We start from the raw sequence: 16,026 nt of genomic DNA, 5'->3' as shown, positions 1-16,026 counted from the left end.
CCCTCCGGAGGGTGCGGCTGATCACGGGAAGAGCCGCCCGTATTCGGCCAGGGCCACGGCCACGTCGACCTGCGCCCAGAACCGGTGGTAGTTGAACGTCGGCACCGGCCCGGTGCCGTTGAGGTACGCCTGGACCTCGGGCCAGTCCGGGTCGTCCTCGTAGAAGGACCTGATCGACATGAACGTGGAGTTCGAGTTGATCGGGTCGCCGTTCGGCATGGTGCCGGTCCAGCCCGGCGGCACGTAGACGGGGTCGTTGACGCGCTGGTAGTCCGCCTTGGTCTCCTCGACCGAGACGCCCTTGTCGTCGCGGTTCTCCCACACGGCGTCGAGCAGCGCCTTGGCCGTGTCACGGGCCTCGGCGTGGTTCGCCCTGGCCGCGTAGTACATCAGCACCTTGGCGTAGGAGCCGGCCACGCCGACGTCCTGGGTGTGGTTGACGACCTCGACGTGCAGGTTCGGGTTGGCCGGCGGCATGCCGGTGGTCGCGTTGAAGTTGCCCGCGGGCGCGCCGGTCCAGCGCAGCGTGGACGGGATCTCGTAGCTGCCGTCCGTCCCGACCGTGGTGTTGTCGAGCGCCCAGGCCACCCACTTGTCGAGCAGCCGCTTGGCGTCGGCGTTGCCGGTCACGTTGTACAGCTCCGCGACCCGCTCCATCGTCCACGCCTGGAAGCCGAACCACTGGTTCGACGGCGGGTCGTGGTAGACGGGCTGCCAGTCGTAGGTCATGCCGTGGAACTTGGGCAGGTTGCTCGGCGGGGTGCCGTAGTCGCCTTCCCAGCTGTTGGTGGCGCCGCCCGCGATCGCGCCCTCGGCCGACTGCAGCCAGGTGTAGAACTGCAGCTGCCGGGTCAGGCTGGTGCTCCAGTCGTTGGCGCCGGTGGAGCTGCGCGGCCGCAGCTCGGTGACGTTCGACAGGGCCCAGGCCGCGAACGGGTTCTGGTAGCCGGAGTGGTTGTGGCTGGAGCCGATCCGCCAGGCCCAGCCCGCGTTGGCGTCGGTCGCGCCGCCCCAGGCGTAGTACCAGGACATCAGGTACGAGGCGGCGTTCTTGCCGGTGCCCGCCGGGCAGGACGGGCTGGTGCACCCGGGCTGCTTGAAGTACTTGTCGTACATCGAGTAGCGCAGGTAGTCGCCCATCTTGGCGGCCTTGGCCACGGTGGCGGAGATCTGCGACTCCTTGCCCTGCGCCTTGGCCCAGGTCAGCGCCCAGTACGCCACCTGCACGGCGCGGGCGTCGGCGTCGGGGGCGTTGGTGTACTTCCACTGCTTGGCGTAGGACGAGTCCTTGATGAACAGGTCGAGGAAGCCGTTGGGCCCGCCGTGCTCGAACGTGTCGCACGACGGCTGCGGGATCGTCTCGAACACGGACTCCTCGGCCCCGCGCTGGTAGGTGTTGATGTAGGCGGGCTTGGTGGTGCCGTCGCCGCAGCGGCCGAAGCCGTAGGTGTTGTCGACGTCGAGCAGCCAGTGCATGCCGTAGATGTCGCGGGTGCCGTACGCGCTCTGCAGCTCGTTCGCGATCGGGTCGGTGCCCACGCTCACGCCCTGCTCGATCTGCGACGGGTAGTCGCTGACGCTGGGGTGCTCGGCCGCGTACGTGGCCGGCTTGGACGGGTCGTAGAACGAGTTCGTCGGCTGGTCGGCGGTGGCCGGGATGATGTACCTCTCCATGGAGGCCCAGGCGTTGTTGAACTTCGACCAGTCACCGGTGACCTGCCCGTAGACCGCCTCCAGCCACAGGTAGTAGCTGTAGGCCTCGGACGTGGTCTCGTGCCCGTGGTCGGGCGCCTCGACCATGAACGTCTCCACCGAGTGGTACGGCACGCCCTCGGGCGAGAAGTAGCCGTTGGCGGGGTCGTGCAGGTCGTTGTACAGCTCGGTGAAGCGCTGGATGTACTCGTTGTCGCCGCCGGACCCGTCGTCGTCCACCTCGGTGGCGTTGACGTCGACCGGCGCGTACCCGCTCGCGCTGACCCGGAACACGGCGGAGCCGCTGGTGTCGTCCGCGTCGTCGGCCGCGTTGAGCGTCACGGTCTGCGCGGTGTTCCAGTTGGAGGTGCTGAACGTGCGGGTGGCCCCGGTGCCGACGGTCAGGTCCGTGTCGCCGCTGACCCGCGCGGTGGTGACGGACACGTTGCCGGAGGGCTGCGCCGACAGCCGGACACTGAAGGAGGCGTCGCCCGACTCGGGCACGGCAAGGCTGAGCGGGCTGACGAGGAGCGCGGGGGTGTTGCTCGACGTGACGGTGATCCCGACCGGCGACGACACGGTGGTGTCTCCGTCGTCGTCGGTCGCCCTGGCGGTGATCGAGTAGTTCCCGGCCGCCACGTTCTGCCAGTTGTAGGTGTAGGGCGCGCTGGTGTCGGTGCCCAGCAGCGTGCTGCCCTGGTAGAAGTCGACCTTGGCGACGGTGCCGTCGGCGTCGGCGGCGGTCGCGGCGATCGGCACGGTGGCCGGGGCGGTGAAGCTCTGCCCGGCGGTCGGCGAGGTCAGCGAGACCGTGGGCGGGGTGTTGACGGGCCCGCTGTCGCCGCAGGTGGTGCCGTTGATCGCGAAACTGGTCGGCGCCGGGTTGCTGCCGGACCAGGTGCCGTTGAAGCCGATGGAGGTGCTGGCGCCGGTGGCCAGGTTGCCGTTCCACGGCATGTTCTGCGCCGTGACCCGCGTGCCGGACTGGCTCCAGGTGGCGCTCCAGCCCTGCTGGTAGCGCTGGGTGGTGGTGGGGAAGTCGAAGGTCAGGGTCCAGTTGGTGAGGGGGTCGCCGCGGTTCTCGATGGTGATGGCCGCGGTGAAGCCGCCGCTGGAGCCGCTGCTCCAGTCGTTGGAGGCGTAGGTCACCTGGCAGGCGACGGCCGCGCTGGCCGGCGCCTGGGCGAGTACGGTGGTGGTGCCCGCCACGAGGACCAGGACCGCGGGTGCGGCGAGCCTCCTGGCCAGGCGTGAGAGCATCGAACGGGGTCTACGGATCACGGCTGCTCCATGGGAGTAGGGGGTGGGAGCGCTCCCATGGGGATTGTGCGATGCGCCGTGGAGCCGGTGTCAACGAAACGCCCTCCGCGTGACAGCCGTATTTCCTCTCACCTGGTGGCGTGGCATGAAAGTTTCACACCGGTTCATCGGCGTTCGGCGAGCGTGTGACCGCGGGGCGGGGCTCGCGCAGCGTCGTCGGCTGTACACCCTGGCGGACCCGGTTGCACGATGGGAGCGCTCCCAAGTCAGCCTCTGTCCCCCCTGGAGATGATGACTCGTGAACATCCCACGCGGCCTGCGTAAATGGGCCGTGACCGCGACCGCGACCTGCGTCGCGGCCTTCGGCCTGGTCGCCGGCCAGACGACGGCGGCGCACGCCGCGGTCTCCTGCGACGTCGTGTACACCGCCAACACGTGGACATCCAGTCCGGGACAGGGTGGCTTCACCGCCGGCATCACCCTGAAGAACCTCGGTGACCCCCTCAGCAACTGGACGCTGACCTTCGACTTCCCGACCACCGGCCAGCGCTACACGCCCGAGGGCTGGGGCGCCAGTTGGAGCCAGTCCGGCACCACCGTGACCGGCAGGAACATGCCGTGGAACGGCAGCCTGGCCACCGGCGCCAGCACCTCCATCGGCTTCAACGGCACCTGGACCGGCAGCAACCCGAACCCGACGTCGTTCGCCGTGAACGGCACCACCTGCGGCGCCCCCGGCGGCGAGACCCCCTCGGTCGTCACCTCCGCCAGCTCCGTGGCGGTCCCCGAGGGCGGCACCGCCACCTTCACCGCCCGCCTGTCGTCGGCCCCCACCTCCAACGTGACCGTCAGCACCACCAGGGCCAGCGGTGACACGGACCTGACCGTCTCCTCCGGCGGCTCGCTCACCTTCACCCCGTCCAACTGGAACACCCCGCAGACCGTGACGCTGGCCGCGGCCCAGGACGCCGACACCGCCTCCGGCACCGCCGCCTTCACCGTCGGCGGCACCGGCGCCACCTCGGCGACCGTCAACGCCAGCGAGGTGGACGACGACGCCGCCGTGGAGCAGTCGCTGATCGTCACACCCACGTCGGTGACCGTGCCGGAAGGCGGCACCGCCACGTACACCGTCCGCCTGGCCGCCAGGCCCAGCGCGAACGTGACCGTCACCTCGACCGGCGGCAGCGGCGACACGAACCTGACCGTCTCCGCCGGGGCCTCGCTCACCTTCACCCCGGACAACTGGAACACCCCGCAGACGGTGACCCTGGCCGCGGCGCAGGACTCCGACACCACCGCCGGCACCCGCACCTTCACCGTGGCGTCCACCGGCCTGACCTCACGGACCGTCACGGCCACCGAGGCCGACGACGACGGCGGCACCAACCCCGTCCACGTCGAGAACCCGTACGCCGGAGCGACCGGCTACGTCAACCCCGACTGGTCGGCCAAGGCCGCGGCCGAGCCCGGCGGCGCCGCGGTGGCCAACATCTCCACCGCCGTGTGGATGGACCGGATCGCCGCCATCGGCGGCTCCGCCTCCGCCATGAGCCTGCGGGAGCACATGGACGAGGCGGTCGCCCAGGACGCCGCCAACGGCACCGCGCCGCTGACCATCCAGGTCGTCATCTACAACCTGCCGAACCGCGACTGCTCGGCGCTGGCCTCCAACGGCGAGCTGCGCATCGCGCAGAACGGCTTCAACCGCTACAAGGCCGAGTACATCGACCCGATCGCCGGCATCCTCGACGACCCGCAGTACGCCAACCTCAGGATCGTCACGATCATCGAGCCGGACTCGCTGCCCAACCTGATCACCAACACCGACCAGTTCGCCGACTGCCGCGAGGCCGACGGCCCCGGCGGCTACCGTGACGGCGTCCGCTACGCGCTCGACAAGCTGCACGCGATCACCAACGTCTACACCTACATCGACGCCGCCCACCACGCCTGGCTCGGCTGGGACTCCAACTTCCAGCCCGCGGTCGACCTCTTCTACCAGACCGTGGCCGGCACAGCCGCAGGCGTCGACAGCGTGGACGGCTTCATCGTCAACACCGCCAACTACTCCGCGCTCAGGGAGCCGCACTTCACCATCAACACCATGGTGAACGGCACCACCGTCCGCCAGTCCGAGTGGGTCGACTGGAATTACTACATCGACGAGGCGAGCTTCGCCACCGCGCTGCGCAACGCTCTGATCGCCAAGGGCTTCCGCCAGGGCCTGGGCATGCTCATCGACACCTCGCGCAACGGCTGGGGCGGCACCGCCCGCCCGTCCGGGCCGAGCAGCTCGACCAACGTCAACACGTTCGTGGAGGAGTCGCGCGTCGACCGCCGCATCCACGCCGGCAACTGGTGCAACCAGAGCGGCGCGGGCCTCGGCGAGCGGCCGCAGGCCAGCCCCGCGGCCGGCTTCGACGCCTACGTGTGGATCAAGCCGCCGGGCGAGTCCGACGGCGCCAGCAGGGAGATCGACAACGACCAGGGCAAGCGCTTCGACCGGATGTGCGACCCCACCTACACGGGCAACGAGCTCAACGGCAACAACCTGACCGGCGCCCTGCCCGACGCGCCGATCTCCGGCCAGTGGTTCTCCGCCCAGTTCAGGGAGCTGCTCAGGAACGCGTACCCCCCGCTGTCCTGACCTCCGGCACCTGACAACGAGCACAGGGCCCAGACCGCCGGACCTGCCCCGGTCTGGGTCCTGTTCCCACCCCTGGTGAACGCCCCGTCGCACGCGGCGGGGCGTTCACCGCGCTCTCAGCCCGCGTTCCTCTCGCGCCACTCCGCGACCAGGCGCTCGACGTCGTAGGGCACGAGGTTGAGCGGCGGCCCCGGCAGCCCGGTCCTGATCGCCTCGCGGATCCGGTCGTTGATCTCGCCGGCGATCCGCCGCACCTCGGCTTCGGTACGCGCCCCCTCGGCCTGGCGCAGCGCCTCCTCCGCGTCCTTGCGCAGCTGCAGCGTGGGCGGCAGCGGCATCGACAGGCCCTCGGCGCGCACCTTCTGCTTGACCCACCACAGCTCGTCGTACGGCTGGTCGAGCCCGGGGATGGGCTTGCCGGCGCCGGGCAGGTCGTCGAACTCCCCGCGCTCGATCGCCTCGCGGATCTGCCGATCGACCCAGCTCTCGAAGGGCACTCCCGGCGGTTTGCGCTCGCTCACACGCGACCCCCTGATCTCGGCTCTCCTTGCGAGGCTACCCGGGGTACGCGAGAGCCCGCCGGGGCGTCCGTGATCAGGCGGTGAACCCGCCCGGCTGCCCGTCGGCCGCCACCCGGATGCGCTTCATCGGCGACCGGCGCCGCACCCGGCGCACGGGCAGGAGCATGGTGATCTCGACCCGGGTGCCGCGCGGCCCGGTGCGGACGGTGACGCCGTCGCTGAGCTCGCGGATGAGGTAGAGGCCCCGGCCGTCGCACACCGTCGCCGGAGGCCGGCGGTGGACCTCCAGATAACCGCCGGGGATGCCGGCCCCGTGGTCGACGGTCTCGGCGCCCAGCACCCCGTCCACCGTCCACAGCTTCACGTGGCCGTGCCCGCCCGCGTGGGTCACCACGTTGATGACGCTCTCGTGCACGGCCAGGACGAAGTCCTCCAGGCGAGGGCTCGCCAGCCCGCAGCCCGTCGCGTGGCGAGCGACCGCCCGGCGCAGGTCGGCGACCTCCGTGCCGGTGATGGATCGGGTCAGCAGAGTGCGCATCCCAGCCTCCTCACGCTTCCTCCGTGTCGGATGACACGCAGGCCGCGCTTCCGGACCTCGCGCAGTCCGCTTGTTCCCCCGGTCTGACCGGTTTACACCCGGGATCAGCCTTCCGGGGTGGAACGACCGCCGACTCCCGTGACGAGCTCGCGCAGCCGGCCCCGCGCGCTGTCGGGGGCGAGCGGCGCGGTGTCCGCCCCGGCGCCCTCCCGGATGCCCTCCAGCGCCTCCAGGATCGCGTCCTGCGCGGTGTGCCGGGGCTCCCAGCCGAGCTCCTGCCGCGCCCGGTCCGTCTTCATCAGCGGAATGGCGAGCGCCAGCTCCAGCAGGCCGGGCGCGGCCGGCACCAGCCGCAGATGCCAGCCGGCCGACACGGCGGCCCTGGCCAGCGGCCCGGAGACCGGCACCACCCGCGCGCCGAGCAACTCCGCCAGCGCGCGCGGGTCGAGCACCGGCTCGGCCGCGAGATTGAACGCCCCGCTGACCTCACGGGTGACGGCCAGCCGGTACGCCTGCGCGGCGTCCTCGGCGTGCAGCACCTGCAGCTTGAGCCCGGGGATGTCGGGCACGAACGGGACGCGCCCCGCCTTGACCAGCCGGCGCGGCAGGAACGGCCCGGCGAACAGCCTGCGCTGCTCGGTGCCCGCCTCCCGCTTGAAGATGAACCCGGGCCGCATGCGGACCACCCGGATGCCCGGGTTGTCGTTCTCGAACACGTCGAGCACCCGCTCCACGTAGGCCTTCTCCCGCCCGTAGGCGGCGCCGGGGAAGCCGTGCGTGGGCCAGCTCTCGTCCACCCGCGTGTCCTTGGGCCGGGGCGAGTACGCGCCCACCGAGGACGCGTACACCAGCGCGGACACCCCCGCCTCCGCCGCGGCCCTGAAGACCCGGGTGCTGCCGAGCACGTTGGCCCGCCAGGTGACGACGGCGTCCCTGGTCGGCTGGAACAGCCACGCCAGGTGCACGACCGCGTCGGCGCCCTCGAAGATCGGCGACAGGTCGGAGTGGACCACGTCGGCCTTGTGCCACTCGACCCGGCCCTCGCGCGAGCCGGGCGGCCGCCTGGCCACGCCGACGATCGACGTCACGCTCTCGTCCGCTTCCAGGGCCCGCACCACGCTGGTCCCGACGTTGCCCGTCGCCCCCACCACCACGACTCTCATGCGCGTGGGGCTGCCCACGCCACGGGCAGCGAAACCGCCCGCGTCACGGCGTGAGCAGGATCTTGACCACCCCGTCCCGCTTCTTCTGGAACATCTCGTACGCTTGCGGCGCCTGGTCGAGCGGCATGGTGTGCGTGGTGAGGTCCATCACGCCGAGCGGATCGGCGTCGTCGGTGAGCAGCGGCATCAGCGCGTCGATCCAGCGCTTGACGTGCGCCTGGCCCATGCGCAGCGCGATGCCCTTGTCGAACATGCGCAGCATCGGCAGCGGGTCGGTCATGCCGCCGTAGACGCCGATGACCGAGATGGTGCCGCCACGCCGGACGCTCTCGATGGCCTGGTTGAGCGCGGCCAGCCGGTCGACGCCCGCGTGGGTCATGAGCGGCGCGGCCACCGCGTCCGGCAGGAGACCGGTGATCCTCTGGGCCAGCTTGCCGCCCGGCGAGCCGTGCGCCTCCATGCCGACCGCGTCGATCACCGAGTCGGTGCCGCGCCCCGAGGTCAGGTCGCGGATCGCGGCGGGCACGTCGGTGACGTCGGAGGCGTCGATCACCTCGATGCCGTGTCGGCGGGCCATCTCCAGGCGGGCGGGCACCCCGTCGACGCCGATCACCCGGTGACCGCGGTGGCGGGCGATGCGGGCGCACATCTGCCCGATGGGGCCCAGGCCCAGAACGGTCACGCTGCCGCCCTCGGGCACCTCCGCCCACTCCACGGCCTGCCAGGAGGTGGGCAGCACGTCCGACAGGAACACGAACCGCTCGTCCGGCGGCCCATCGGGCACCTTGATCGGGCCGAACTGCGCCTGCGGCACCCGCAGGTACTCCGCCTGCCCGCCGGGCACCTGGCCGTAGAGCCTGGTGTAGCCGAACAGGGCCGCGCCCATGCCGTGCTCGCGGACCTGGGTGGTCTCGCACTGGGCGTACAGCTCCAGCCCGCACATGTGGCAGTGGCCGCAGGAGATGTTGAACGGGATCACCACCCGGTCACCCGGCTTGAGCCCGGTCACCTGGGCGCCGACCTCCTCCACGACGCCCATGGGCTCGTGACCCAGGATGTCGCCCTCCTGCATGAAGGGCCCGAGCACCTCGTACAGGTGCAGGTCGGAGCCGCAGATGCCGGTGCTGGTGACCTTGATGACGGCGTCGTTCGGCTCCTTGATCTCAGGATCGGGCACTTGCTCGACCCGTACGTCCCTCTTGCCGTGCCAGGTGACGGCCTTCATGGTTCCCTCCCTCGTCGATCCGCCCCGCATACCCCCGGGGCGACCGCCTAGACACCGGGTCACGGCGGGATCACGGTCGCGCGGGGGCCTTCCGGGTGGCGGGTCAGGCGAGCGGGCGGGCGCGGGCCTTCTGGCGCCAGCCCATGAGGTCCAGCAGCCGCTTCTGGCACGGGGTCAGGTTGATCAGCCTGATCCACCGGTCTTCCGGCGGCAGCGCGGGCAGCGCCAGCACGCGCAGGCCGGACAGGTCGACGAAGGTCAGCGCGCCGGTGTCGACGACCAGCGGCTCGCCGCCGTTCCACGAACGTCGCAGAGTACGGGCGAGCTCCTGGCTATTGGTGATGTCGACCTCACCCACCAGGAGGATCGTCAGCGGCGGACATCGCGCGATGACGTGCACCTGGGCGTCCTGGTAGAGCAGTCGTTCCGTGTCGTCGCTCATCACGCGCACACCCCCCTCTCTGGCTCAGGGGGTTGTCACCGGGCCTCGTGGCGGAAGGCGCCGGCCGGGGCCCACGATACACGAAATATGCCCGTCTATGTAATCTTCGCAGGAAAATGACCGAATTGACACCTTCTCATGAAGGCCGCCACTGCGGTCCGGCCCGGCGAACGGGCGCGCTCATGGAAGGCCAAACCCCTTTCCGTGAACGGAATATACCGCGCCTCCGAATGAGGAAATGTCCGGACTGTTCCGCTTTTGCCGCTGCGCCATTAGAGCCTATTTTTCAGCTTGTCGCCATACACGCGTCTCTCCTGGTTAAAGGGCGTTTTATCCCCATAGCTCGTGGAGCATTCATCAGAGGGACAGCGAGGCTGCGCCGGCGGCGAGGATCGGCGCGTCCAATGACGCAGAAGCGGTGAAAACAGAGATGCGGGCACTACGCGTACTCATACTCACAGCCCTGGCCTGTGCTTTCGTCAGCGCCGTTGATTCCGCCACGGCAATGGCCCACGACTGTTCCTCCTGGGACCGGGACGACTGTAATGACGACGCTCCGGCGTCCGATTACCACCGGGGACGAATGGCGGCCCGGACCGCGCTCGACATGGTCGGGCTCCCGTACTCGTGGGGCGGAGGCGGCACCGGCGGCCCCGGCTACGGGATCGGCCGCGGCGCCAGGGTCTGGGGGTTCGACTGCTCCGGGCTCGCGCAGTACGCGTGGGCCACGGTGGGCGTGACCATCGCCCGCACCTCGCAGGCGCAGTGGCGTGAAGGGGCCCGGATCCCCAGGAACGCGGTGCGCCCCGGCGACCTGGTCTTCTACGACAGCAACCGGCACCGCCCGGGCCCCGAGCACGTCGCCGTCGCGATCGGCCGCAAGCGGATGGTCAACGCCCCGTACACCGGCGGCCGCGTACGGGTGGAACCCCTCGACCGGCGCACCTACCTCGGCGCCGTCCGCCCCGGGTCGAACGACGCCCGCTGAACGCCCACGGCGACTCGACCGCGGGAGCCGGCTCGGCGGGGGTTCAGGGGGTGGGACGGCGGTGTGCGGCGGCGGTGGTCTCCGGGCGTGGCCAGGAGGCGGTGATGTGTTCCATCGCCGTGTTGAGCCGTCGCAGGGACTCCAGGCAGGCGTGCATGCCGTCGACGCCGAGTTCGCGCGCCAACCTGGCGGCCAGTTCCCGATGACCGGGGTTGATCTTGGCGATCGCCTCCCTGCCCTCGGCGGTCGGGGTGAGGAGCTTGGCGCGCTTGTGCGCGGGGTTCGGCCGGTACTCGGCCAGGCCCCTCTCCACCAGCAGGTCGGCGACCCGCTGCACGCCCTGGCGGGTCATGCCCATCGCCCTGGCGATGCCCGCCGCCGGCAGCGGCTCGCGCAGCACCGCGCCGAGCACCTGCCACCAGGCGGCCGTCAACCCCGCCGGACGGGCCAGCGTCTCGGACATCTCCAGGAACCGCCCGTGCAACCGGAACACCGTCACCGCGGTGTCCGACAGCAACGCCCCGACCTCCAGTTCGTCCAATTCGTCACTGGACCCGCCCGGCGGCGGGGCGGGTCCGTCGAGGTGCTGGTTCGCGTCGCTCACGCCGACACCAGGACCTCGTACGCCGACGCGTCGCTGCGGGCGAAGAGCCGGTACCAGGCGTCGATCACCTCAGGGCGGCTGACGTCGAGCCGGCGGAAGATCTCCCTGGCGAACGCCACGGGCTCGGTGGGCCCGGCCGTGACCAGGTCGCCGTCGGTGACTGCGTCCGCCTCCACGTAGCGGTCGGCGCCGGAGTAGCCCTCCTGGGCCTGGAGGTACTCCAGCGCCCCGCTGGTGTGGGCGCGCTGGTCGAGCAGTCCTTCCCTGGCGAGCCCGGCCGTGGCCCCGCAGATCGCGGCGACCGGGACGCCCGCGTCGAGGAACGCGCGCGCCGTACGGGCGAACGGCGCGAGGGAGTCGCCCACGTCCCACAGCTCGGCGCCGGGCAGGATCAGCAGCGCGCTCCGGTCGGGCGTGAGCTCGTCGAGGGCCAGGCCGGGGGTGATGCGCAGGCCGCCCATGCTGGTGACGGGGTCGCGGGTGAGACCGACCATGACGATCTCGTAGCCGTCGCCGTCGCGGTGGAAGCGGCCGCTGCGCAGATGCGCCGTCGCGTGCCCGACCTCCCAGTCGGCCATGGTGTCGTACGTCGCCACATGGATCGTCTTCTTCGCTTCGTTCACGACAATATACTGTCATAACGACATTATGTTGTCAACTGTATCCGTGCGAGGATAGGCCCATGGCACAGATCGTCGGGGGTGGGCAGCCGGTCAACGACGCCGAACGGCGCGTGATCGCGTACCTGAGGGACCACGCGCCCGCCGACTGGTTGCTGCTCCACAACGTCGAGGTGCCCCGCGGCGACGATCTCTTCGAGGTGGACCTGCTGGTGCTGACCGGGCACGCGCTGGTGGTCGTGGACGTCAAGGGCACCAGGGGCCGGATCGAGGTGTCCGGTGCGCGCTGGTTCCCGCCGCGCAGGGAGGCGTTCGGCTCGCCGGTCACCAAGCTGCGCGGCACGGCCAAGGCGCTCAAGGGTCTGCTCGTCTCGCGGGCGACCCAGCTGGAGCGGGTCTACGTCGACAGCCTGGTGGTGCTCACCTCGCCCGACGCCCGGCTGATCGACCCCGCCGGACGCGACGCGGGCAGCGTCACCGACCTGTCCGGCCTGATCCCGACGTTGAGCGACGTCAGGCGGGTGCGGCGCGGCTGCAGCCCCGACGTGCGCCCCTACCTGACCGCCGTGCTCGACGCGCTCAACCAGACCGTGCGGCGCAGCACCGCCCCGCCCCGGTTCGGCAACTGGGAGGTCGAGGAGCAGCTCGGCGGCGACGCGCGGGTCACCGAATACCGCGCGTTCAACGCCACGCTGCCGGGCAGCGAGACCGTGCTGCTCCGGGTCTACCAGGCCGACCCGCTCGCCGACCAGGCGGCCAGGGCGGCCGAGCGGCAGCGCATCGCCAACGCCTACCAGACCCTGGCCAGGATCCCGCCGCACCCGTGCGTGGTGCGCTCGCGCGACTTCTTCGCCATCGACGACGAGAGCCGGTTCGTGCTCGTGCTCGACGACGTCCACGGCCAGGCCCTCCACCTGCGGCTGGGCCGGGGTGAGCGGCTGAGCGTGATCCAGGACCTGCTGCGCGGCCTGGCCCACGCGCACGCCCACGGGGTGATCCACCGCGCGCTCACCCCGGCCAGCGTGCTGGTGACCGACGAGGGCCACGCGGTGCTGACCGGGTTCGACTACGCCAAGCCGGGGCCGCGCGACTACACGGTGGTGCACGAGCTCAACAACGTGCTCGACGCTCATTACGTCGCGCCCGAGTGCCACGACAAGGCGGATCGGATGACCGCCGCCGCCGACGTGTACGCGGCCGGCGTGATCGCCTACCAGCTCCTCACCGGCGCGCTGCCGACCAGTGCCGACGCGTACGGGCAGGAGGTCCCCGAGGTGGTGCGGCGCATGATCGACCCCGCCCCGGCCAAGCGGCCGACGGCGGCGGAGTCGCTGGCCGCCCTGGAGGGCGCGGGCTCGGGCTCCCGCGTCAGGCGCCTCTTCCGCCGCCTGCTCCCCAACGACTGACCACCGACCGCGCCGGACGCCTCTCCTCCGCTCCCGTACGGCCGACCCCCGCCGCGCGAGCCGCTCCCGTACGGCCGGCCGCCATGGGTGGCGTTCCCCGGCGTCCTCGTGTCATGCTCACTGTTATAGAACTCTGTGATGAGTTATAGAACGAGGTGGGTGCGGGATGCGATACGTGTCGCCATGGCGTGAGGCCGCCCCGGTGGCCGGGACGATGGGTGAGCCCGGGGCGCGGGGCCGGTTCGGGGACTACGGCGGGCGGTACGCGCCGGAGTCGCTGGTGGAGGCGTGCCGCGAGGTGGAGGAGGCGTTCCGGGAGGCGTGGGCGGACCCGGGGTTCCGGGGCGACCTGGCGGAGCTGCTCGCCGTGCACGCCGGGCGGCCGACCCCGCTCACCCCGGCCCGGCGGCTGTCGCGGGAGCTGGGCGTGCGGCTCTGGCTCAAGCGCGAGGACCTCACCCACACCGGGTCCCACAAGATCAACAATGTGCTGGGCCAGGCTCTGCTCGCCGCGCGGATGGGACGGCGGCGGTTGATCGCCGAGACGGGGGCGGGCCAGCACGGGGTGGCCACCGCGACCGCCGCCGCGCTGCTCGGGCTGGAGGCCACGGTCTTCATGGGCGAGCGCGACATCGAGCGGCAGGACCTGAACGTCTTCAGGATGCGCCTGCTGGGCGCCGAGGTGGTCCCGGTGACCACGGGCAGCCGTACGCTCAAGGACGCGACCAGCGAGGCCATGCGGCACTGGGTGGGCGCGACCGGCGACTCCCACTACTGCGTCGGCTCGGTGATCGGCCCGGACCCGTACCCGTGGATGGTCAGGGAGTTGCAGCGGGTCATCGGCGACGAGGCCCGCGCGCAGTGCGCCGCCGAGCTGCGGACCGGCCTGCCCGACCACGTGGTCGCGTGCGTGGGCGGCGGCTCCAACGCGGCCGGCACGTTCGCCGGGTTCGCCGACACCCCGGCGCGCTTCGTCGGCGTCGAGGCGGAGGGCGGCGCCGGGGCGTCCCGCGGCAGGCTCGGCGTCCTGCACGGCTGCCGCTCGCTTTTCCTGCAGGACGGCGACGGCCAGATCGTCGAGGCGCACTCCATCGCCGCCGGGCTCGACTACCCCGGGGTCGGACCGGAGCACGCCCACCTGCGCGACCTGGGCCGGGCCCGGTACGTCACGGTGACCGACGAGGAGGCGGTCGGCGCGGCGCTGCGGCTGGCGCGGACCGAGGGCATCGTCCCCGCGCTCGAGTCGGCGCACGCCCTCGCCTGGGTGATCCGCGCCGCGGGCGACGGCGGCCTGCCCGCCGGATCGACGGTCCTGATGACGCTGTCCGGCCGGGGCGACAAGGACATCTCCACTCTGAAGGAGCTGCTGTGACCGTCGAGGACCGTCTGCGCGCCCGCCGGGACACCGGCCGCGGCCTGCTCATGCCGTACGTCACCGGGGGCATCGCGCCTGGCTGGACGCGGTACCTGGAAGCGTTCGCCGCGGCGGGGGCCGACGCGATCGAGGTCGGGCTGCCGTTCTCCGATCCGACACTCGACGGCGTCACCATCCAGCGGGCGAGCGAGGCCGCGCTGGCCCGGGGGGCGAGCACCCGCCGCGTTCTCGCCGACCTGGCCGAGGTCGCCGGCCTGGGCGTGCCGCTGGTCGCCAGCACCTACTACAACCTGGTGCTGCACGACGGCCCCGGGGCGTTCTGCGCCGCGCTGCGCCGGGCCGGCGTCAGCGGCCTGATCGTGCCCGACCTGCCGGTCCACGAGGCGGACGAGCTGGCCGGCGTGGCCGCCGCCGCCGGGATCGACCTCGCCCTGCTGGCCTCTCCTGCCACGCCGGACCCGAGGCTCGGGGAGATCGCGCGCCGCAGCCGCGGGTTCGTCTACGCGGTCTCGCTGATGGGCACCACCGGCGAGCGGGCCGGCCTCGCCGCCTCGGCGGGCGAGCTCACCGCGCGGATCAGGAGCGTCTCCGACCGCCCTGTCTTGCTAGGATTTGGCATTTCCACGCCTGACCAGGCGCGCGAGGCCCGCCGGCACGCCGACGGCGTGGTGGTCGGCGCCGCGGTCATGCGGCGGGTGCTCGACGGGGCAGGGCCGGACGACGTGCTGACCTTCCTCGCGGCCCTGCGCCGGGCCCTCGACCAGGAGTGACGCACCACGATGACCCCCGACGCCGGACATGAGGCGAGATACCGCGCCATCGCCGCCGACCTCGCCGCCAAGATCCGGTCGGGACACTACGCCCCGGGCGAGGCGCTGCCCCCGCAGCGGGAGCTGAGCGCCTCCTACGGGGTGACCCTCATGACGCTGCGCCAGGCGCTGCGCGAGCTCAGCGACGAGAGGCTGATCGTGCAGCGGCCGGGCAAGGGCACGTACGTGTCCCCGCCCCACCTGGCCTACCAGCTCGGCTCGCTCCGCAGCCTGGCCGACGACCTGCGCGAGCAGGGCCACGACGTGCGGACCGTAGTGGCCGGGCGGGCGATGCGACGGGCCCCGGCCGTGATCGCCGCCGAGCTGCGGCTGCGCCCCGGTGACACCGCGCTGCGGCTGGAACGGGTCCGCGAGTTCGCCGGTCGTCCCGCCGTGCACCAGGTGTCCTGGGTGCGCCGGCCGGTGGCCGACCAGATCCGCGACCGCGACTTCGCCGCCGTCTCCCTCTACGCGGCCCTGGCCGACGTGGGGGTGGCGGTGGCGCGGGCGTCGGAGGCGGTCCGGCCCGGCCTGCTGGACCCCGCCGCCGCGCGCCGCCTGCACGAGCCCGAGGGCAGTCCGGTGCTCCTCAGCACCCGCATCACCTACACGCCCGACGCCGTCCCCGTGGTGTCCGACCACGCCACCATCCTGGGCACCATGATGGAGATCCGCACCGAACGCGCCGCCACCGGCCTGTCCCTGTCCTGGCGCGCGACCAGCTGAGGGCCGT

General features: G+C 71.8%; 14 protein-coding genes. 6 read left to right on the top strand and 8 right to left on the bottom strand.

What is annotated here, in order from left to right:
- Window positions 1-21: 21 nt before the first annotated feature.
- Window positions 22-2,952 carry a glycoside hydrolase family 48 protein gene (locus OUY22_RS10355; RefSeq protein WP_270154624.1) on the bottom strand — a complete coding sequence of 977 codons (2,931 nt, stop codon included), beginning with the start codon at window positions 2,950-2,952 and terminating at the stop codon, window positions 22-24.
- A gap of 298 nt (window positions 2,953-3,250) precedes the next feature.
- Between OUY22_RS10355 and OUY22_RS10350 the strand changes: the two genes are divergently transcribed.
- A complete protein-coding gene (locus OUY22_RS10350; protein ID WP_270154621.1) occupies window positions 3,251-5,602 on the top strand; it encodes a glycoside hydrolase family 6 protein in 2,352 nt (783 codons plus the stop codon).
- 116 nt (window positions 5,603-5,718) lie between these two features.
- On the opposite strand, the gene OUY22_RS10345 is transcribed toward OUY22_RS10350, so the two are convergent.
- The 5 genes from OUY22_RS10345 to OUY22_RS10325 all read right to left on the bottom strand — a co-directional run bounded on the left by OUY22_RS10345 (window position 5,719) and on the right by OUY22_RS10325 (window position 9,491).
- On the bottom strand, window positions 5,719-6,123 hold the full coding sequence (locus tag OUY22_RS10345; RefSeq protein WP_270154620.1) for a DnaJ family domain-containing protein: 405 nt from the start codon (window positions 6,121-6,123) through the stop codon (window positions 5,719-5,721).
- A 73-nt stretch (window positions 6,124-6,196) separates the two neighbouring features.
- Window positions 6,197-6,661, bottom strand: coding sequence for an ATP-binding protein (locus tag OUY22_RS10340; RefSeq protein ID WP_270154619.1), 465 nt, complete (start codon window positions 6,659-6,661; stop codon window positions 6,197-6,199).
- A gap of 104 nt (window positions 6,662-6,765) precedes the next feature.
- Window positions 6,766-7,824 carry an NAD-dependent epimerase/dehydratase family protein gene (locus tag OUY22_RS10335; protein WP_270154618.1) on the bottom strand — a complete coding sequence of 353 codons (1,059 nt, stop codon included), beginning with the start codon at window positions 7,822-7,824 and terminating at the stop codon, window positions 6,766-6,768.
- Between the two features lie 43 nt (window positions 7,825-7,867).
- Entirely contained in the window at window positions 7,868-9,049 is a 1,182-nt protein-coding gene (locus OUY22_RS10330; protein WP_270154617.1) for a zinc-dependent alcohol dehydrogenase, read from the bottom strand.
- Window positions 9,050-9,152: 103 nt separating this feature from the next.
- Entirely contained in the window at window positions 9,153-9,491 is a 339-nt protein-coding gene (locus tag OUY22_RS10325) for an STAS domain-containing protein (RefSeq protein ID WP_270154616.1), read from the bottom strand.
- Between the two features lie 583 nt (window positions 9,492-10,074).
- Here OUY22_RS10325 and OUY22_RS10320 point away from each other — a divergent pair.
- Window positions 10,075-10,479, top strand: a complete 405-nt coding sequence (locus OUY22_RS10320) for a C40 family peptidase (protein WP_270154615.1) — start codon at window positions 10,075-10,077, stop codon at window positions 10,477-10,479.
- A gap of 43 nt (window positions 10,480-10,522) precedes the next feature.
- On the opposite strand, the gene OUY22_RS10315 is transcribed toward OUY22_RS10320, so the two are convergent.
- Both OUY22_RS10315 and OUY22_RS10310 read right to left on the bottom strand, forming a co-directional pair.
- A complete protein-coding gene (locus OUY22_RS10315) occupies window positions 10,523-11,083 on the bottom strand; it encodes a MarR family winged helix-turn-helix transcriptional regulator (protein ID WP_333486653.1) in 561 nt (186 codons plus the stop codon).
- Complete coding sequence (locus tag OUY22_RS10310) at window positions 11,080-11,706, bottom strand: type 1 glutamine amidotransferase family protein (RefSeq protein WP_270154614.1); 627 nt, start codon at window positions 11,704-11,706, stop codon at window positions 11,080-11,082. Before OUY22_RS10310 ends, OUY22_RS10315 begins: the two co-directional genes overlap by 4 nt.
- Window positions 11,707-11,765: 59 nt before the next feature.
- Between OUY22_RS10310 and mads6 the strand changes: the two genes are divergently transcribed.
- The 4 genes from mads6 to OUY22_RS10290 all read left to right on the top strand — a co-directional run bounded on the left by mads6 (window position 11,766) and on the right by OUY22_RS10290 (window position 16,019).
- Entirely contained in the window at window positions 11,766-13,109 is a 1,344-nt protein-coding gene (gene mads6 / locus OUY22_RS10305) for a methylation-associated defense system protein kinase MAD6 (protein WP_270154613.1), read from the top strand.
- A 166-nt stretch (window positions 13,110-13,275) separates the two neighbouring features.
- Window positions 13,276-14,481, top strand: coding sequence for a tryptophan synthase subunit beta (gene trpB / locus OUY22_RS10300; protein WP_270154612.1), 1,206 nt, complete (start codon window positions 13,276-13,278; stop codon window positions 14,479-14,481).
- Window positions 14,478-15,254 carry a tryptophan synthase subunit alpha gene (trpA, locus tag OUY22_RS10295; protein WP_270154611.1) on the top strand — a complete coding sequence of 259 codons (777 nt, stop codon included), beginning with the start codon at window positions 14,478-14,480 and terminating at the stop codon, window positions 15,252-15,254. Before trpB ends, trpA begins: the two co-directional genes overlap by 4 nt.
- Before the next feature lie 9 nt (window positions 15,255-15,263).
- Entirely contained in the window at window positions 15,264-16,019 is a 756-nt protein-coding gene (locus OUY22_RS10290; protein WP_270154610.1) for a GntR family transcriptional regulator, read from the top strand.
- Window positions 16,020-16,026 lie beyond the last annotated feature (7 nt).

Source organism: Nonomuraea corallina (genome assembly GCF_027620315.1).
In the GTDB taxonomy this organism is placed as follows: Bacteria; Actinomycetota; Actinomycetes; order Streptosporangiales; family Streptosporangiaceae; genus Nonomuraea; species Nonomuraea corallina.
This window is presented reverse-complemented; position numbering and strand designations above follow the sequence as displayed.